Here is a 17,947-nt window from a genome sequence, read left to right on the forward strand (position 1 = left end):
GCCGCGTGGACAAATCCAGTGCGGACCGAATGGCCGGGATGGGTGGGTAGCGGAAAGTCAGGTTTCAGTTCGCTGAAGAGCTATAGCTGCCGTTATGCTTGGCAGGGAAAATCCAGCCTAGAATGATTGGCACGCATGCGAGAATGGAGCCGCCGATATCCATCGTCACATAATCCGAAAGGTGCCAATCAGGACCGACACCAAATTTCAGGATCATCAATAAAATCCATGCGCCCGAGAGCCCACTATCACGCAGACGATGGAGAGTAATGGTTGCCAAAGCGATCCAAGCGGCCGCAGCGATTAGAAAGCAAAGCCAGCTAGGAACTCCAGCGAAAATTCCAGCCAGAGCAATATAGGACATCACGAACAGCGCTGCCGATGCGGGGCGGTAGCGGGAGCGCTCTGCGAATGCTTTCAAGTCAATCTCCACGTGTCGAATTTATCGTCCGCATATCACCTATGAAACCGTACGGCTATGATGCCGGAGCAGATGGCTGTTTTCGGACATTTCCTTATTTTTCGAGAACGTCTAAAAATGGTCGTATGCTGCCTATCGCCGGCTATGGCCTAGTCGTTGATTTCAACACGAATGCACGCTCGAAAGACGCCAGTTGCGCCCTCTTCGCGATGCCAGACCTCAACCACATTGTAGTAGTCGAAATACCCTCCCGCATCCTTGGAGATGTATTCCCCTATCCGGGGCAAAAAAGAGAAATCGCCTTGAAAGAGGGGTGTCATCTCATCTTTTTCAAACACTTCGACGGTGGGCATGGTGGTCTCCTTCCGCCGTTTTAGCCTAATCGCTTGATGTCCGCTATCAGGAAGGCCTTGAAGCCTATCGACCGGCAAAAAATGGTCGCTCCCTGCCAATCTCGACCTGCGCCATCCTGACGGAAGTTAGGATCTATTCGGCGTTACACCCGCGCGAAAGCGCCGAATGGATCACGGATCAAGCCTGCCCTGAGCCTGTCGAAGGGTCCGGGATGACGTCGGTTAAATGAGGGGATGGCCGGGGCTGACGCGAACGGAAATTGCGAGAATCTTTGTCGAGGCGACAGTTTCGCATTGCATTGCAGCAAAGCGTGGTTTCTGATCGCATCATGCTCAAGGCCGCGCTGCACCACCTGACCGCCTATCGCTATAGCCGCCCGATCCGTCTGGGTCCGCAAGTGATAAGATTGCGGCCCGCGCCGCATAGTCGCACCAAGATCCCCAATTATGCGCTGAAGATCGAGCCGGCGAACCATTTCCTCAACTGGCAGCAGGACCCGCACGGCAACTGGCTGGCGCGGATCGTCTTTCCCGATCCGGTCGATCATTTCAGTATCGAGGTCGACCTGCTGGCCGATCTGGATATCATCAACCCGTTCGACTTCTTCGTCGAACCCTATGCGGAAAATTACCCCTTCACCTATGACGAGACGCTGGGGACGGACCTGGCGGCCTATTATGATGTCGAGGCGCAGGGGCCGTTGTTCGAGGCGCTGGTCGCGCAGCATGCGTCGTTCGAGGGCCGGACGATCGACTTCCTGGTCGATGTGAACAGCAAGCTGCAGCAGCGCATCGGCTATGTCATCCGCATGGAAACCGGCGTGCAGACGCCCGAGGAGACGCTGGACATCGGCACCGGATCGTGCCGCGATTCCGCCTGGCTGCTGGTGCAGCTGCTGCGACGCCTCGGCTTTGCCGCGCGTTTCGTGTCGGGCTATTCGATCCAGCTGGTTGCCGATGTCGAGCCGATCGAGGGGCCCAAGGGCGTCACCCAGGATGTGGTCGACCTGCATGCCTGGGCCGAAGCCTATGTGCCCGGCGCCGGCTGGATCGCGCTTGATGCGACCAGCGGCATGTTCGCGGGCGAAGGGCATATCCCGCTCTGCGCCACGCCCCATTATCGGTCCGCCGCCCCGATCAGCGGCATGGCCGAGCCGGCCGAGGTCGATTTCAATTTTGCGATGAATGTCAGCCGCATTGCCGAGGCGGTACGGATCACCAAGCCCTTTACCGAGGGGCGCTGGGCGTCGCTGATGGCGCTGGGCGAACAGGTGGACGCGGACCTGATCGCACAGGATGTGCGGCTGACCACCGGCGGCGAGCCGACCTTCGTCGCGGTCGACGACCCGCAGGCGGGCGAATGGAATGGCGATGCGGTCGGGCCGACCAAGGCGGGCTATGCCGACCGGCTGATCCGGCGGCTGCGCGACCGCTTTGCGCCGGGCGCGCTGCTGCATCATGGCCAGGGCAAATGGTATCCGGGCGAAAGCCTGCCGCGCTGGGGCTATTCCATCTACTGGCGGGCGGACGGCGTGCCGATCTGGCGCGATGCCGGGCTGATCGCGGGCGAGCCGGAGGCGGGCGATACGACCATTACCGCCGAGGATGCCGGCCGCTTCCTGACCGCCATGGCGGACGGGCTGGGAGTTGAGACGGATTTCGTCCAGCCGGTGTATGAGGATGCGCTGGCCTGGTCGGTGAAGGAGGCGGAACTGCCCGCCAATACCGAGCCGGGCGACCCCAAGTTCGACAATCCCGAGGAGCGCAGCCGGATGGTGCGCGCGTTCGAGGGCGGCCTTAGCAAGACGGTCGGCTATGTGCTGCCGATCCAGCGCTGGCAGACGCAGGCGAGTGCGCCGCGCTGGCAGAGCGAGGTGTGGAAGGTACGGCGCAAGGCGCTGTTCGCGGTGCCGGGGGATTCCGCACTGGGATACCGCCTGCCGCTGGGCACCCTGCCCTATGTGCCACCGTCCGATTTTCCCTATATCCACCCGCAGGACACGAGCGAACCGCGTGAACCGCTGGCCGATTATCGTGCCGAGGCGGAAGCCGAAACCAGCGCGCCGGCGGAACGGTTCGAGCGGTCCGAAGTGGCGCAGGCCGAGCATCAGGACCGGCAGGAACAGGTGTTCATCGAAGGCGCCGTGCGCACCGCCGTCACGGTCGAGCCGCGCGGCAATTTCCTGTCGGTCTTCATCCCGCCGGTGAAGACGCTGGACGATTATCTGGAGTTGATTGCTGAGGTCGAGAAGGTGGCCGAGGCGACCCGCATCCCGGTGCGGATCGAGGGCTATGCCCCGCCGTCCGACCCGCGCGTCAACGTGCTGAAGGTGACGCCCGACCCCGGCGTGGTCGAGGTGAATATCCAGCCGGCAACAAGCTGGGCGGAAACGGTGGCGATCACGCAGGGCGTCTATGAGGATGCCCGCGAAGTGAAGATGACCGCCGACAAGTTCATGGTCGATGGCCGGTCGGTCGGCACCGGCGGCGGCAATCATCTGGTGCTGGGCGGGGCAAGCGTGAACGACAGCCCGTTCATCCGCCGGCCGGACCTCTTGAAGAGCTTCGTCCTCTACTGGCAGCGGCACCCCTCCCTCTCCTATCTGTTTTCCGGCCTGTTCATCGGCCCGACCAGCCAGGCGCCGCGCATCGACGAGGCACGGCACGACAGCCTCTATGAGCTGGAGATCGCGCTGGCGCAGGTGCCCAATCCGGTGCGTGACGGCGCGGACAAGCTGCCGCCGCCCTGGCTGGTGGACCGGCTGTTCCGCAACCTGCTGGTAGATGTGACCGGCAACACCCATCGCACCGAAATCTGCATCGACAAGCTGTTCTCGCCCGATGGCCCGACCGGGCGCCTGGGCCTCGTCGAGTTTCGCGGGTTCGAGATGCCGCCAGACCCGCAGATGAGCCTGGCCCAGCAATTGCTGCTGCGCGCGCTGACCGCCTGGTTCTGGCGCGAGCCGCAGCAGGGCAATCTGGTGCGCTGGGGCACGGCGCTGCACGACCGTTTCTTCCTGGGCCATTTCGTCTGGGCCGATTTCCTGGAAGTGCTGAACGACCTGCGCCAGGCGGGCTATGATTTCGATCCCAACTGGTTCGAGGCGCAGCGCCAGTTCCGCTTCCCGGTGCATGGCAGCGTGGAGGCCGGCGGCGTCGGGCTGGAAATCAGCCATGCGCTGGAGCCGTGGAACGTGCTGGGCGAGACCGGCGCGATCGGCGGCACGGTGCGCTATGTCGACAGTTCGACCGAGCGGTTGCAGGTGCGCGTGTCCGGCCTGGTCGCCGGGCGCCATATCGTCAGCTGCAACGGCCGGCGGGTGCCGATGACGCCAACGGGCGTGCCGGGCGAGGCGGTGGGCGGCGTGCGCTACAAGGCATGGGCGCCGGCCAATTGCCTGCACCCCAACCTGCCCGCCAATGCGCCGCTGACCTTCGATATCTTCGATAGCTGGAGCGGGCGGTCGCTGGGCGGCTGCGTCTATCATGTCGCCCATCCGGGCGGGCGCAATTATGACGATGTGCCGATCAACAGCTATGAGGCGGAGGCGCGGCGCAAGGCGCGGTTCCAGGATCATGGCCATACGCCCGGCCCCGTCGACATGCCGCCGGCCGAGCCCCCAAGCGAATTTCCGATGACGCTGGACCTTCGGTTCAGGCATCCCGAATATTAGACGATGACCGACTCGCCTGTCCTGCCGGGTCTCGAAGCGTCCGGCTGGGCCGGCGACTATCTGGCGCGCGCGTCGGGCGGCGACCTGTTCGCCGGGGCGCCGGCAGAGATGGCGCCACGCTGGCGGGCGATGCTGGATCGATTGTCGGAACAGGGACAGGGCGATCCGGCGACGCTGGCCGGCAATGTCGAGCGGCAGGCGCAGGATCTGGGCCTGGCGTTCCGCCTGACCGGCGACGAGCAGGAGCGGCCCTGGCCGCTGAGCCCGATCCCGATGCTGATCGGCGCTGGCGAATGGACCCGGATCGAGCAGGGGCTGATGCAGCGGGCCGAGCTGCTGGAGCGGGTGATCAGCGACATCTACAGCACCCAGAGCCTGGTGCGCGAGGGCAAGCTGCCCGCCGCCGTGGTGACCGGCAGCCCGCATTATTGGCGGGTGATGACCGGGGCGGCGCCGCCGCGTGGCCATTATCTCCATTTCTATGCTGCCGATCTGGGACGCGGGCCGGACGGCGAATGGCGGGTGCTGGCCGACCGGGTGCGCACGCCCGTAGGCGTCGGCTATGCGCTGGAGAACAGGCTGGCGCTGTCGCGCGCGACCGGCGATCTGCTGGGCGCGATGAACACGCGGCGGCTGGCGCCCTTCTTCGCCGACCTGCGCCGGGGCCTGGCGGTCGATTGCCAGCGCGCCGATCCGCGTATTGGCCTGCTGACGCCGGGCCGGTTCAACCAGAGCTATGCCGAACAGGCGCATCTGGCCCGTTATCTGGGCCTGATGCTGGTCGAGGGCGATGACCTGATCGTCAGCGACGGGCGCCTGTTCGTGCGCACGATCGAGGGGCTGAAGCGGATCGACGGGCTGTGGCGCTGGATGGACAGCCGCTTCCTCGACCCGCTGGCGTTCGACGGGGAATCGCGGATCGGCGTGCCCGACCTGTATGATGCCTGCGCGCGCGGCGGGTTGATGGTCAGCAACTGGCCGGGCGCGGGCGTGATCGAGGCGCGCGCCTTTGCCGCCTTCCTGCCGCAACTGGCGAAAGCGTTGCTGGGCACCGAATTGCTGCTGCCCAATATCGCCACCTGGTGGTGCGGGCAGGAGCGCGAGCGCGGCCATGTGACCGGCCATCTGGACGAGTTGCTGGTGGGGGCGGCATTCGACCGGGATGCGGCGGGGCTTGGACCGGCGCGGTCGGTGCAGGGATCGACGCTGGACGCGGACCAGCGCGCCACCCTGCTGGAGGCGATGGCGCGGCGGCCGATGGACTATGTCGGGCAGGAAGTGGTGAAATTGTCCACTACCCCGGCGATCGTCGGCGGGCGGCTGACGCCCCTGCCCTTCACCCTGCGCGTGTTCGTGGCGCGCGATGGGCTGGGCCAATGGCGGATCATGCCCGGCGCCTTTGCCCGGCTGGCCGCGCATGGCGATATTCGCGCCGCCTTGATGGGCGAGGGCGACATGTCGGCGGACATGTGCGTGATCGACAGCCAGCCGGTGCCGCCCGATACGCTGTTAGGCGATGGCGGCGCACCGGCGATCCGGCGGATCGGCGGGCTGTTGCCGACCAAGGCGGCGGACAATCTCTACTGGCTGGGCCGCTATATCGAGCGGACCGAAATGACGTTGCGGGTGATCCGCGCGGTCATCGGCGAATCGATCGAGGTCGATATGGGGCCGTCGTCGGATTCGCCGACCATGGCGCGGCTGGCGGGACAGCTGGCGCTGTGGGGCGCGACCGGAAACGCGGCGCAGCCGGTCGGTGCCCTATGCGCGCAGGCGCTGGGCGATGCGCGCCAGCCGGGCAGCGTGCGCGCGCTGATGGGCGTGGTCGCCAATATCGGCGAGGGGCTGCGCGATCGGCTGGCGACCGATTTCTGGCGGCTGGTGCGCCTGCCGCTGCCGGCGTTCGACGGGGCGGTGACCGAGACGCTGCTGGATGCGGCATCGCGCATGATCGAACGGATTTCGGCGCTGTCGGGCCTGGCGGCGGAGAATATGGCGCGCACCGAGGGCTGGCGCTTCCATGATATGGGGCGGCGGATCGAGCGGGCGATCACCGGATCCCGGCTGACCTTGCTGCTGGGCAGCGACTGGGCGACGGCCGACGACCTGACCGTGCTGCTCGACCTGCATGACAGCCAGATCAGCTATCGCAACCGCTATCTGACCGGCCCGTCGCTGCCGCCGGTGCGCGATCTGGTGGCGCTGGAGCCGCAGAATCCCCGATCGATCGCCTATCAGGCGCAGCGCATTGCCGAGCATGTCGCCGCTTTGCCGACGCTGCGCGGTGATGGCATGCCGGAGGAACCGCAGCGGCTGGCCGGCGCGCTGGCGGCGACGCTGGCGCCGCTGACCGGGGACATGCTGACCATGGCGGCGCTGACCGATATCGAAAGCCGGCTGCTCGCCTTGTCCGACGCGATCGGCCAGCGCTATTTCCTGCAGGTCCGCAAGACGGAAAAGGTCGAGGGCGCAGAGCTTCTGTCATGATCTACCATGTCCGGCACAGAAGCATATTGCGCTATGGCGCGCCGGTGCGGGTCGCCCGCTTCAATCTGCGCTTGCGGCCGATGGCCTGGGCCGGGCAATGGACCGCCGACTATGCCCTGAGCGTCGATCCTGCGCCGCTGTCGATCGAGGCGCGGCCGGGCGCCTGGCCGGTGCATGTCGAGCGACTGGTGATCGACCAGCCATTGCGGCAATTGACGATCGAGAGCCAGTTCCGCGCCGGGGTGGCGGGCGGCGCGCCGATCCTGCCGCAGGATGACGATCCCAGCATCGCCATGGTGGCGCGCGCGGCGCTGGCGGATCGCGACATCAGCGCCTCTGCCCCCGCGCAATATCTCTATGCCTCGCCCCGCGCGCCGATGCTGGACGCGATCGGCAGCTGGGCGGGCGACATGCTGGCGCCCGATCGGCCGATCGTCTCGGCGGCATGGGAACTTGCGCAGCGGATCAAGGCGGACTTCGCCTATGACCCCAGCGCCACCGATGCCGGCACGCCGGTGGCCGACGCCTTTGCCGCGCGCCATGGCGTGTGCCAGGATTTCGCCCATGTGATGGTGGTGGCGCTGCGCCTCGCTGGCCTGCCCGCCGCCTATGTCAGCGGATATCTGCGCACCTATCCGCCGCCGGGCATGCCCCGGCTGGTCGGCGCCGATGCCATGCATGCCTGGGTGATGCTGTGGTGCGGGCCGACGCGCGGCTGGATCGGCTTCGACCCCACCAATGGCGTCATCACCGGCGAGGATCATCTGTTCATCGCCATGGGCCGCGACTATGCCGATGTCGCGCCGATGGACGGGCTGTTCGTCGGCGGATCGGGCCAGAGCATCAGCGTTGCCGTCGATGTCGTGCCAGAAGACGAAAAGGCAAAAGAGGAAGTCGCATGATCGCCGCCATCATCCTGGTCCTGGCCGGCCTTTACTGCCTGGCGCGCGGCGTCATGGATTTGCGCGCGAAGCGCTGGGTGTGGGGCGTGCTGGGGATCGTCGCCGGGATCGCGATCATGGCCGCGCCGATCCCGACGCAGGTGCAGGTGGAACTGCCGGCGGCGCAGGGCGGGAAGTGATTGGGACGGCGCCATGAACGCCGACTCCCTCATCGAAGAGATCGATTCCGGGACTATTGCGCCGAGGACGTGGCCCGTTATTCGTGCGCTGCATCGGCACATGCCGCTGATCAGTCCTCTGCAACGAAATATATTGGTGGCGTTTGATCGGCGGGATAGCCCCGACTCCATGGCGCCATTGCGAGATATGCTATGGGCCTCGATCCAGTCACAATCGCCTAACGAGCAAGGATGCCTGCGCCTTTCCGTCGGCCTGACAAGGGGTGACGAACCGATCAACGCTTATCTGGCCGAGTTCCTGATCCAGTGGGCACGAGAGCAAAAACTCACGGAACGACAGATCATCGACGCCTTTCACGGCAAATGACTGGTCCGCGCATCGGTGAAAGCCCTCACCCTCCCACCGCTACGCGGCGGGCCCCTCCCTCTCCCGCACGCGGGAGAGGGATAAAGTTACACCCGCTCGAACAGCAGCTTCATGCCGGTCCTGGGGCGGATGGTGAGGCGGCTGATGGGTTCGGGTTTGAAGCCGGCGGGCATGGTGAGGCGGTAGCAGCGGATGACCGAGGCGATCACGGTCATCACTTCCTGCTGGGCGAAGCCGGCGCCGACACAGACGCGCGGGCCGCGACCGAAGGGGAACCAGGCCTGTTTCACCATGTCGGCATTGGCCGGGTCATCGAACCGGTCGGGATCGAAGGCGTGCGGGCAGGCCCAATTATCCTTGTTGCGCTGGGTCAGCCAGGGCGCGACGACCAGCATCGATCCTTCCTCAAGGCTCTTGTCGCGCATCTCCATCGGACAGGTGACTTCGCGCGGGAAGAAGGCGACCGGCGGATAGAGGCGCAGCGTTTCGCGGAAGATGTTGCGGACATGACCCATATCCTTGAGCATCGGCGCGGTCAGCACATCGTCGCCGGCGATGCCGGCCACTTCGGCGCGCACCCGATCCTGGATATGGGCGCATTCGGCGAGCATGTAGAGCGCCCAGGTCATGGTGCTGGCCGAGGTTTCATGGCCGGCGAGGAAGATGGTCGAGACCTGTTCCATCACCTGTTCGCAGGTGAAATGGGCGCCGGTCTGCGCGTCCTGCACCTCGATCAGCGACTGGAGAATGTCGCGATGGGGCGCCTCGCCCCGGCCATGATAGCCTTCGTAGCGGGCTTCGACGATCGGACGGAACACGTCATGGATGGCGCGGGCCGGCCCTTTCGAGCGCTTTTCGAACCAGCCAGCCGGAATGCCGTAGAGGCGCAGCATCGAGGCCGAATGGGCGAGCCGCTGGAACCGGCCGAAGGCGGTGTGGATGATGTTGGAGCGTTCCTCGTCCAGCGTCTGCGAGAAGAGGGTGCGGAAGATGATGTCGGCCGCGACATGGGTCATCATCGGGTCGATATCGACCGGCTTCGTGCGATCGGCGGCATCGAGCCGGGCGAGCAGATCGTCGGCGGCGGCGACCATCAGCGGCATGGAGCGATTGAGCGCGGTATGGGCGAAGGCGGGATTGACCATCGCCCGCTGGCTTTCCCAATCCTCGCCATTGGCGGAGAAGACCGAATTGCCGATCAGCGGATCGAGATTGCGGACCAGTTCGCTATGCTTGGGGAAGGCGGTGCCGCCCTTGAGGATCTTGTCCACCAGCGGCAGTTCGTTGGCGATATACATGGTCTGACCCGGCATGCGGATCTCGCCCATCTTCATCGTATAGCTTTTGTCGAACAGCACATGGATCCAGCTGTGCCAGCCGCGCAGGAACCGTTTGATCAGGCCGCGCTTCGACTTGGGCGGCTCGGGATAGGGCGGCGTGAAGGGCGCGCTCACGGGATCGTCCGGAAGGCGGCGACAGCTTCGTCCACGGTGCGGCGGCCGGCGGTAAGGCTCACGAAATCCAGCGGCGACAGGCGGTCGCCGACCCTGAGATAATCGAAATGCGCCTCATATTTGTTGGACCAGCCCCCGTGATAATTTTCGGTCAAGTAGAAGAGATGGAAACGCGGCGATAGCATGTCCACCCGCGCGGCAAATTGATCGGCGACAAGGCGCAGCGGATTGACATTGTAATAGGCTGCGCCGTCGGGCGGCGAGCTGATGTCGACATAGCGGAAATGCTGGTCGGACAGGGCTTTCAGGTCGGCATGATACCAGCGCGCGTCGCGGCGCAGGCCGATCACCGGCACCACCTGTCCCATGCCGACCATGACGAAATGGTCGGGCAGCACGCCACTGCGCAGCGCGAGGATGCGGCGCAGCAGGCTCATGCCCAATATGGTGCCGGCACTGTGAGTGACGAGCTGGATCTCGTCCCAGTTGCCGTCCAGCTCCGCCGCGACGCGGGCGGCGAACTGGTCGAGCCGGGCATTGAGATCATCGCCCGGCCCGTCGGCGGCGAGCGCGCCATGATAGGTCATGAAGCGCAGCAGCCAGGGCACGACCAGCTTGTCGAGGATGCGGCCGGAGAAGAAGGCGCTGATGCCGATGCCGACCAGCGCGGCGATCCAGAAGGGCAGCAGCAGCGACAGCAGCAGCGCGGGCACCAGCGCCAGCAGCAGTGGGATCAGCACGGCCAGGATCGGCGGATAGAGGATGGTGATGACCGGGCCGCGGCGCAATTTGCGCATCCGCCCGAACTGCATCAGCCGGGCATGGCCGGCATAGGCACGAGCCGCGCGCCAGGCGAGGGTGAAGGGATGGCGGATCCAGACCTTGCCGATCAGGTCTTCCCAGCGGAGATATTCATAGTCGGTCTCGACCCCGGCGCTGGCGTTGGTGACGGTCCAGATCGCGCTGTTGGCGGGGCCGGCGCGGCGCGCGCTGACCTCCACCGCTTCGCCGGTCAGCGCGGTGTAGCGGGCAGCCTGATCGCGGTAAAGCTGGTGATAGAAACGGACGCCGCGCGGATCAAAACCACCTAGGTAAAAGACTTTACGCTTGAATTTCTGCACTGCCCCGGTCCTAATCGGGACATGACCACGCCCGAACGCGACTACTGCTATTTCATAGACCATCGCAAATACAACCGGAATGTCGGCTGTAGGAAGCATGACAATATGTATGGCATCAATGGCGGCGGCAGTGAGCGCGACCGCTGGCGCGCCGACATGACATTCTATCGCCATATGAAGGCCAATGGTGATCCGATGGCGCTGCCCTCGCTGCTCGCCTGCCTGACCTTTGGCTGGTTCTGCTGGAATTATCATCCCGGCAAGGGGCTGTGGCGCGGACAATTGTTGCGCCGCTTCGCAAAGGCGCCCAAGTGAGCGCCATGAGCGATCCCAAGCATGTGAAGGTCGGCCCGATCAGTTTCGGCAACGACCTGCCCTTCGTCCTGATTTCCGGCCCCTGCCAGATCGAAAGCCGCGACCATGCGCTGTTCATGGCCGATGCGCTGGCGAAGGCCGCGGCGGATGCGGGCGTGCCCTTCATCTTCAAGAGCAGTTTCGACAAGGCGAACCGCACATCGGTATCGGGCAAGCGCGGGGTCGGCATCGACGCGGGGCTGGCGATCCTGGCCGAGGTGAAGGCGGTGCTGGGCTGTCCGGTGCTAACCGACATTCATGGCCCCGAACAGGTGGAGGCGGCGGCGCAGGCGGTGGACATCCTGCAGATCCCGGCCTTTCTCTGTCGCCAGACCGACCTGCTGATCGCGGCCGGCAAGACCGGCGCGGTGATCAATGTGAAGAAGGGGCAGTTCCTGGCCCCGTGGGACATGGCGGCGGTGGCGCAAAAGGTCGCGTCGACCGGCAACGAGCGCATATTGCTGACCGAGCGCGGCGCGAGCTTCGGCTATAATACGCTGGTCAGCGACATGCGCGCGCTGCCGGTGATGGCGGAAACCGGTTATCCCGTCGTATTCGATGCCACCCATTCGGTGCAGCAGCCCGGCGGGCTGGGATCGGCCTCCGGTGGCCAGCGCGACTATGCGCCCCTGCTGGCGCGCAGCGCGGTAGCGGCCGGCGTGGCGGCGATCTTCGCGGAGGCGCATGAAGACCCGGACAATGCGCCGTCGGACGGGCCGGTGATGCTGAAGCTCGACTGGGTCGGGCCGATGCTGAAGCAGTTGAAGGCGATCGATAGGGTGGTGAAGGGGTAAGTTTCCCCCTTCACCCCGAAAACGCCTTACGGTCGGGCCTGGCCGCGACCGCGCACGATCCATTTATAGGTGGTGAGCCCTTCGAGCGCGACCGGGCCGCGCGCGTGGAGCCGGCCGGTCGAGATACCGATTTCCGCACCCAGGCCGAACTCGCCCCCATCGGCGAACTGGGTCGAGGCGTTCCACATCACGATTGCGCTGTCGACGGCATTGAGGAAGCGTTCGGCGACCGCCGCATCCTCGGTGATGATCGCGTCGGTATGATGGCTGGCATGGGCGGCGATATGGGCGATCGCCTCTTCCACGCCGTCGACCAGCCGGATCGAGACGATGGCGTCGAGATATTCGGTATCCCAATCCTCATCCGAAGCGGCGATCACGCGATCGTCCATCCCCTGCACCGCCTCATCGCCGCGCACTTCGCATTTGGCGTCGAGCAGCGCCTGCACCAGCGCGGGGGCATGGGCATAGGCGCGGTCGATCAGCACCGTTTCGGTCGAACCGCAGACACCGGTGCGGCGCAGCTTGGCATTGAGGACCAGGCTTTCCGCCATGGCGGGATCGGCCGCGCCATCGACATAGCTGTGGTTGATGCCGTCGAGATGGGCGAGCACGGGCACCCGCGCCTCTTCCTGCACCCGCGCGACCAGGCTCTTGCCGCCACGCGGCACGATGAGGTCGACGAAATCCGATGCGCGCAGCAGCGCGCCGACCACGGCGCGATCGGTGGTGGGAATGAGCTGCACCGCTTCGGCTGGCAGGCCGGCGGCGGCGATCCCCTCCACCATGGCGGCGTGGATGGCGCGGTTGCTTTCCTTCGCCTCGCTGCCGCCGCGCAGGATCACGGCGTTACCGGCGCGCAGGCAGAGGGCGGCGGCGTCCGCGGTGACGTTGGGGCGGCTTTCGTAGATGATGCCGATGACGCCCAAGGGCACGCGCACGCGACTGAGTTCCAGCCCGTTGGGGCGCACCCTGGCGTCGATCACGCTGCCGAGCGGATTGTCGAGGGTCGCCACCTGATCGACGCCGGCGGCCATGGCGGCGATCCGGTCCTCGTCCAGCCGCAGCCGGTCGAGCATCGCGGCGGACAAGCCATTGTCGATGCCATTGTCCATGTCGCGCGCATTGGCGGCGAGGATGGCGGGCGTCTGGTCGCGTAGAGCCTGGGCCGCGCGACGCAGCGCGTCGACCTTCTGCGCGTCCCCGGCTGGCGCGAGCAGGGCGGCGGCGCGGCGCGCACGCGCGCCCATCTGCGCGATCAGCATTTCGGGGGTCTGCGTCAGGTCGTTCATCGGTAATCTCGCTTCAAATCCGGCAGCGGCTTAGCACGAAAATGTCGCGGGACGGAACCCTGACGAAGCGGGAAGGTGGCAGGGAGCGGTTGCCGGCGGCCGACCCATGGGTCGCATATGGATCGGCCGTCGGCCGGCAAGATGGTCCTGCCTTATCGATTCGCTTAGCCTTTTTGCGCGGCTGACGCATACCCCATTGGGGGTAAATTGCGTAATTTTCGCAATAAAATCCGTAACTCAGCTGCTCATCATCCCGACGATGCGGACCAGTTGCGATTCCCGGTTGCAGCCCGTCTTGTCATAGATGGAGCGCAACTGAGCCTTGAGCGTCTCCGCCGAAACACCGCGCCGCGCGGCAATATCGGCACGACTCATCCCCGCGGCCAGATGGATGGCGATATCCGCTTCAGCCGGGGTCAGGCGGAAGGTCCGCATCAGCAGGCGGACATGGCGCTCGGTCGGCGCGCCCACGCGGGCGACGATGATCGCATGCGGCGCGAAGGGCAGCGACCAGGGCCGGGACGGCAGCGGGAAAAATTCCAGCATGATGCCCACGCCCCCATCCGCGTCGGCCAGCGCCACCGGATCAGCCTCCCGCGCGGGCGCGTCGACCACGGCCCGGACCGAACGCAGGATGGCGCGCGTCTCGTCGCTCCGTTCGCTCTGCAACCAGCCATCACCGACCCGCAGTCGGCTGGTGGAGAGCAGGGCTTCGGCGCGCGGTGTCATGCCCCCTACCCGCCCCGTCGCGTCGAGCAGCCAGCAGGCGCGGTCCATGGTTTCGAACGTGCCGGCCAGCAGCGCGAATCCCTGATGCTCGATCGCGCGCTGCAACCGCACGGCGTTGCGGGCATGGCCAGCGACATGGGCGAACAGGTCGCGCTGGTCCTGATCGGTCCGGCCATCCTTGCGACCACGCAAGAGCGCCAGGCCGATCATCATGTCGGGACCAGCGAAAAGCCGGGTCTGGCAGCCGTCGAAAATATCATAATCGCTGCACAGATCGAGATAGTCGGCAGAACGCAGGCTCTGCCGGGCGATGTCATAATGGGCTTCGTGGACGATTTCGGGGCGCCCGGACAATTGATCGGCCGCGACGCGGAAATTGAGATCGGGCGCGGCCCCATCGATGGTTGCCGACTTGTCGACAATATCCGGCTCTACATCACTGATCCAGTTGAAGCCGGCAGCTCCATGGCCAAAGCCGATCAACTGACCATGGCGCGACCCCGTCGCCTGCGCCATCGCACGGATCGCCTGATCCCACAGATGCGGCTCCAGCGCAGCCGACAGAAAGAGGTCGGCCCACGGGTCGCTGCCTTCGGCGTAATAAGACGCCATATAACCCCCTTGTCCCCAAGCAATTGGTTGCTCAAGTCGATCGCGGAGTCAAACGCGCAGCAGGCTGAATTACGTAATTTCTGCCAGATATTAATACAGATCAGGCCGCCTGGGCCAGCGCTTCGTCCTTGGCCGCGCGGAACAGGCGACAGGGGGGAATGTTGCGCCATTCCAGTTCGTCGCTGACCTGGCCGAACAGCGGGTCGATCAGGCGGCGGACATAGCGCGAATATTGGTAGATGATGAAGCTGCCGCCCGGCCGCAGCACGGCGCGCGTCTCTTCGCAGATGGTTTCGCCCACGCCCGCCGGCAGGGTGGAGAAGGGCAGGCCCGAAAGGACGTAATCCGCCTTCTGATAGCCCGCTTCCTTGACGAAGCGGCGCACGTCGGCGGCCGAGCCATGAACGACGCGCAGGCGCGGGTCGTCGATCGCATCCTCCAGATAGGCGACGAAATCGAGATTGAGGTCGATCGCCAGCAGGATCGCGTCGGGGTGCATGCGATCGAGAATGGCCTGGGTGAAGGTGCCGACACCCGGACCATATTCGACGAACAGGCGGGTCCGCGCCCAGTCGACGCCGTCCAGCGAGCGCGCGACCAGTTGCGACGAGGAGGGGATGACCGAACCGATCATGCCAGGATGCTTCATGAACTGGCGGAAGAACATGGCCCACTGGCTGCGGAAGGAGCGGCTGCCACCGCGCGTCGAAATCCTGGTCTTCTTGTCTTTGAACGGTAGGGAGGCCATCAAAATCCGCCTGACTGACTAACAGAATCGGCCTCGCAAAATTGATGTCCGCTGGCAAGCGGCTTTGCGCGCCACGGGATAGAACGCGCGGCCAGGCGATGGGTTCACCCACCGTCGGCCGCGCGCTTATCCCAAGTCCATCAGCGTTCGCGGGCGCGCAGCATGCCGGGCGCGATGAAGCCGATCGGATCGACCTGCATCGCGCTCTGTTTCAAGGTCGCCTGGATCTGCTCATATTCCCGCTCCATTTCCGGCGTCACAGAGGCGCGGGTTTCCTCCAGCGCCGCCTCGAAATGGGCCATGGTGACGGCTTCGACCCGCAGCGACTGGCGCAGCGCGATCAGGCCGGCCCGGCGGGACAGATCCTCCAGGTCCGCGCCGGTGAACCGCTCCGTCCGGGCCGCCAGCTGATCCAGATCGACGTCGGACGCCAGCGGCATCTTCTTGGTATGGATCGCCAGGATGCGCTTGCGGCCGGCCTGGTCGGGCACCGGCACATAGATGAGTTCGTCGAAGCGGCCGGGGCGCAGCAGCGCCGGATCGACCAGGGTCGGCCGATTGGTGGCGCCGATGACGACCACCGACTGCAATTCCTCCAGCCCGTCCATTTCGGCGAGGATGGTGTTGACCACCCGCTCCGTCACCGCCGGCTCGCCGAGGCCACCGCCACGGGCGGGGACCAGGCTGTCCAGTTCGTCGATGAAGATGACGGTCGGCGCCACCTGACGCGCGCGGGCGAACAGGCGGGCAATTTGCTGCTCGCTCTCGCCATACCATTTGGACAGGAGGTCGCTCGACTTGGTGGCGATGAAATTGGCCTGCGCCTCACGCGCGACCGCCTTGGCCAGCAAGGTCTTGCCGGTGCCCGGCGGACCATAGAGGAGGAAGCCCTTGGCCGGGCGGATGCCCAGGCGCCGGAAGGCGTCGGGATCCTTGAGCGGCAGTTCCACCCCTTCCTTGAGCCGCATCTGCGCATCGTCCAGGCCGCCAATGTCGGCCCAGCCGATATTGGGCGCCTGCACCATCACTTCACGCATGGCCGAGGGCTGGACCCGCTTGATCGCCGAGAGGAAATCTTCCCGCGTGACGGACAGATCCTCCAGCACGTCGGGCGGGATCATGCCTTCCTCCAGATTGAGGCGAGGCATCAGCCGGCGCACCGTCTCGATCGCGGCCTCGCGGGTCAGCGCAGCGAGATCGGCGCCGACAAAGCCATAGGTCATGCGCGCCAGTTCGGCGAGGTCGACCCGGTCGCCCAGCGGCATGCCGCGGGTATGGATGCCCAATATTTCGCGCCGGCCGCGTTCGTCGGGAACGCCGACGACGATTTCGCGGTCGAACCGGCCGGGCCGGCGCAGCGCCTCGTCGATCGCCTCGGGCCGGTTGGTGGCGGCGATGACGACCAGATTGGTGCGCGGCTCCAGCCCGTCCATCAGGGTGAGAAGCTGGGCGACGAGGCGCTTTTCCGTCTCCCCGGTCACCTGGCCACGCTTGGGCGCGATCGAGTCGATCTCGTCGATGAAGAGGATGGAGGGCGCCGCCTTGGCCGCTTCCTCGAAAATGTCGCGCAGCTTCTTTTCCGACTCGCCATAGGCCGAACCCATAATCTCGGGTCCGTTGATGAGGAAGAATTCGGCTTCCGATTCATTGGCGACGGCGCGGGCCAGCCGGGTCTTGCCGGTGCCCGGCGGGCCGTGGAGCATCACCCCCTTGGGCGGATCGACGCCCAGCCGCTCGAACAATTCGGGATAGCGCAGCGGCAGTTCGACCATCTCGCGCAGCTGGTCGATCGTTTCCGCCATGCCGCCGACATCATCATAGGTGACGTCGGCGCGGCGGGATTCGCGCGGCTCCTCATATTCCGCGCGCAGCTCCACCTCGGTCTCGGCGTCGATATGGACGATGCCCTTGGGCACGGTCGACACCACGATCAGGCGGATTTCCTGGAGCGCATAGGCCGGCGCCGCCAGCATCTGGCGCAGATGGGGTGGCATGTCGCCGGGCGGCACCTGTTGCTGGCCGGCGGTGGCGACGACATCGCCCGCGACGAGGGGGCGTTGAAAGAAAACGCGCTTCAGCGCATCGGGATTGCCCTGGAGACGGAGATTATTTTGTGCAGGCGCGAACACGACGCGCTGGGCCGGACGCGGATCGATCTTGCGCAACTGGACGAAGTCGCCCGAGCCGACGCCGGCATTGGCGCGCTGCAAACCATCCAGGCGCAGCACGTCCAGACCTTCATCTTCCTTGTAGGGGCGCACCACCCGCGCCGGAGTCGATCGCTTGCCGACAATCTCGACAACATCGCCTTCGGCCAGTTGCAATTCGGCCATTACCGTCAGCGGAAGCCGCGCCAAACCGCGCCCGGCATCCTCCGGCCGCGCATTGGCGACCTGAATCCTGCGTCCGCTGCTGTCCTGATCGGCCATGGTCATCCCCGTCCTTTTGGTTGCGAAACGA

At 65.5% G+C, this 17,947-nt stretch carries 15 protein-coding genes; 7 read left to right on the top strand and 8 right to left on the bottom strand.

Features of this window, described 5'->3' with window-relative positions:
* Positions 1–64: 64 nt before the first annotated feature.
* Together A0U87_RS23130 and A0U87_RS23135 are read right to left on the bottom strand one after the other, a co-directional pair.
* Positions 65–421 carry a DUF805 domain-containing protein gene (locus tag A0U87_RS23130; RefSeq protein ID WP_137406043.1) on the bottom strand — a complete coding sequence of 119 codons (357 nt, stop codon included), beginning with the start codon at positions 419–421 and terminating at the stop codon, positions 65–67.
* A gap of 149 nt (positions 422–570) precedes the next feature.
* Complete coding sequence (locus tag A0U87_RS23135; RefSeq protein WP_048936863.1) at positions 571–774, bottom strand: hypothetical protein; 204 nt, start codon at positions 772–774, stop codon at positions 571–573.
* Positions 775–1,103: 329 nt separating this feature from the next.
* Between A0U87_RS23135 and A0U87_RS23140 the strand changes: the two genes are divergently transcribed.
* The 5 genes from A0U87_RS23140 to A0U87_RS23160 are packed head-to-tail and all read left to right on the top strand — an operon-like array spanning position 1,104 to position 8,383.
* On the top strand, positions 1,104–4,448 hold the full coding sequence (locus A0U87_RS23140; RefSeq protein ID WP_048936771.1) for a transglutaminase family protein: 3,345 nt from the start codon (positions 1,104–1,106) through the stop codon (positions 4,446–4,448).
* A 3-nt stretch (positions 4,449–4,451) separates the two neighbouring features.
* Complete coding sequence (locus tag A0U87_RS23145; RefSeq protein ID WP_048936772.1) at positions 4,452–6,935, top strand: circularly permuted type 2 ATP-grasp protein; 2,484 nt, start codon at positions 4,452–4,454, stop codon at positions 6,933–6,935.
* The gene (locus tag A0U87_RS23150) at positions 6,932–7,837 is read left to right on the top strand and encodes a transglutaminase family protein (RefSeq protein ID WP_048936773.1); all 906 of its coding nucleotides are present in this window, start codon (positions 6,932–6,934) and stop codon (positions 7,835–7,837) included. Before A0U87_RS23145 ends, A0U87_RS23150 begins: the two co-directional genes overlap by 4 nt.
* Positions 7,834–8,016, top strand: coding sequence for a hypothetical protein (locus tag A0U87_RS23155; RefSeq protein ID WP_007706813.1), 183 nt, complete (start codon positions 7,834–7,836; stop codon positions 8,014–8,016). The genes A0U87_RS23150 and A0U87_RS23155 overlap by 4 nt, the downstream gene beginning before the upstream one ends.
* Positions 8,017–8,029: 13 nt before the next feature.
* Complete coding sequence (locus tag A0U87_RS23160; RefSeq protein ID WP_048936774.1) at positions 8,030–8,383, top strand: hypothetical protein; 354 nt, start codon at positions 8,030–8,032, stop codon at positions 8,381–8,383.
* A gap of 86 nt (positions 8,384–8,469) precedes the next feature.
* Here the strand turns inward: A0U87_RS23160 and A0U87_RS23165 are convergent, their stop codons facing one another.
* Positions 8,470–9,837, bottom strand: a complete 1,368-nt coding sequence (locus tag A0U87_RS23165) for a cytochrome P450 (RefSeq protein WP_048936775.1) — start codon at positions 9,835–9,837, stop codon at positions 8,470–8,472.
* A complete protein-coding gene (locus tag A0U87_RS23170) occupies positions 9,834–10,958 on the bottom strand; it encodes a hypothetical protein (protein ID WP_048936776.1) in 1,125 nt (374 codons plus the stop codon). The genes A0U87_RS23165 and A0U87_RS23170 overlap by 4 nt, the downstream gene beginning before the upstream one ends.
* Positions 10,959–10,979: 21 nt before the next feature.
* Between A0U87_RS23170 and A0U87_RS23175 the strand changes: the two genes are divergently transcribed.
* A complete protein-coding gene (locus A0U87_RS23175) occupies positions 10,980–11,273 on the top strand; it encodes a hypothetical protein (protein WP_004209421.1) in 294 nt (97 codons plus the stop codon).
* A 5-nt stretch (positions 11,274–11,278) separates the two neighbouring features.
* The gene (gene kdsA, locus A0U87_RS23180) at positions 11,279–12,106 is read left to right on the top strand and encodes a 3-deoxy-8-phosphooctulonate synthase (protein ID WP_048936777.1); all 828 of its coding nucleotides are present in this window, start codon (positions 11,279–11,281) and stop codon (positions 12,104–12,106) included.
* A 26-nt stretch (positions 12,107–12,132) separates the two neighbouring features.
* On the opposite strand, the gene A0U87_RS23185 is transcribed toward kdsA, so the two are convergent.
* From A0U87_RS23185 to A0U87_RS23200, 4 genes are all read right to left on the bottom strand, one after another.
* Positions 12,133–13,398, bottom strand: coding sequence for a glutamate-5-semialdehyde dehydrogenase (locus A0U87_RS23185; protein ID WP_048936778.1), 1,266 nt, complete (start codon positions 13,396–13,398; stop codon positions 12,133–12,135).
* A gap of 237 nt (positions 13,399–13,635) precedes the next feature.
* Positions 13,636–14,739, bottom strand: coding sequence for a helix-turn-helix transcriptional regulator (locus A0U87_RS23190; protein WP_048936779.1), 1,104 nt, complete (start codon positions 14,737–14,739; stop codon positions 13,636–13,638).
* Between the two features lie 100 nt (positions 14,740–14,839).
* Positions 14,840–15,487, bottom strand: a complete 648-nt coding sequence (locus A0U87_RS23195; RefSeq protein ID WP_010335491.1) for a methyltransferase domain-containing protein — start codon at positions 15,485–15,487, stop codon at positions 14,840–14,842.
* Between the two features lie 140 nt (positions 15,488–15,627).
* Positions 15,628–17,916 carry a CDC48 family AAA ATPase gene (locus A0U87_RS23200; RefSeq protein WP_170978461.1) on the bottom strand — a complete coding sequence of 763 codons (2,289 nt, stop codon included), beginning with the start codon at positions 17,914–17,916 and terminating at the stop codon, positions 15,628–15,630.
* Positions 17,917–17,947 lie beyond the last annotated feature (31 nt).

It is taken from the genome of Sphingobium sp. MP9-4, assembly GCF_005281675.1.
Taxonomy (GTDB): domain Bacteria; phylum Pseudomonadota; class Alphaproteobacteria; order Sphingomonadales; family Sphingomonadaceae; genus Sphingobium; species Sphingobium yanoikuyae.

Excerpts from the sequence above, each read along its gene's own strand:
- A0U87_RS23135 (WP_048936863.1), bottom strand. The coding sequence starts at position 774 with ATGCCCACCGTCGAAGTGTTTGAAAAAGATGAGATGACACCCCTCTTT.
- A0U87_RS23140 (WP_048936771.1), top strand. The coding sequence starts at position 1,104 with ATGCTCAAGGCCGCGCTGCACCACCTGACCGCCTATCGCTATAGCCGC.
- A0U87_RS23145 (WP_048936772.1), top strand. The coding sequence starts at position 4,452 with ATGACCGACTCGCCTGTCCTGCCGGGTCTCGAAGCGTCCGGCTGGGCC.
- A0U87_RS23150 (WP_048936773.1), top strand. The coding sequence starts at position 6,932 with ATGATCTACCATGTCCGGCACAGAAGCATATTGCGCTATGGCGCGCCG.
- A0U87_RS23155 (WP_007706813.1), top strand. The coding sequence starts at position 7,834 with ATGATCGCCGCCATCATCCTGGTCCTGGCCGGCCTTTACTGCCTGGCG.
- A0U87_RS23160 (WP_048936774.1), top strand. The coding sequence starts at position 8,030 with ATGAACGCCGACTCCCTCATCGAAGAGATCGATTCCGGGACTATTGCG.
- A0U87_RS23175 (WP_004209421.1), top strand. The coding sequence starts at position 10,980 with ATGACCACGCCCGAACGCGACTACTGCTATTTCATAGACCATCGCAAA.
- kdsA (WP_048936777.1), top strand. The coding sequence starts at position 11,279 with ATGAGCGATCCCAAGCATGTGAAGGTCGGCCCGATCAGTTTCGGCAAC.
- A0U87_RS23185 (WP_048936778.1), bottom strand. The coding sequence starts at position 13,398 with ATGAACGACCTGACGCAGACCCCCGAAATGCTGATCGCGCAGATGGGC.
- A0U87_RS23190 (WP_048936779.1), bottom strand. The coding sequence starts at position 14,739 with ATGGCGTCTTATTACGCCGAAGGCAGCGACCCGTGGGCCGACCTCTTT.
- A0U87_RS23195 (WP_010335491.1), bottom strand. The coding sequence starts at position 15,487 with ATGGCCTCCCTACCGTTCAAAGACAAGAAGACCAGGATTTCGACGCGC.
- A0U87_RS23200 (WP_170978461.1), bottom strand. The coding sequence starts at position 17,916 with ATGGCCGATCAGGACAGCAGCGGACGCAGGATTCAGGTCGCCAATGCG.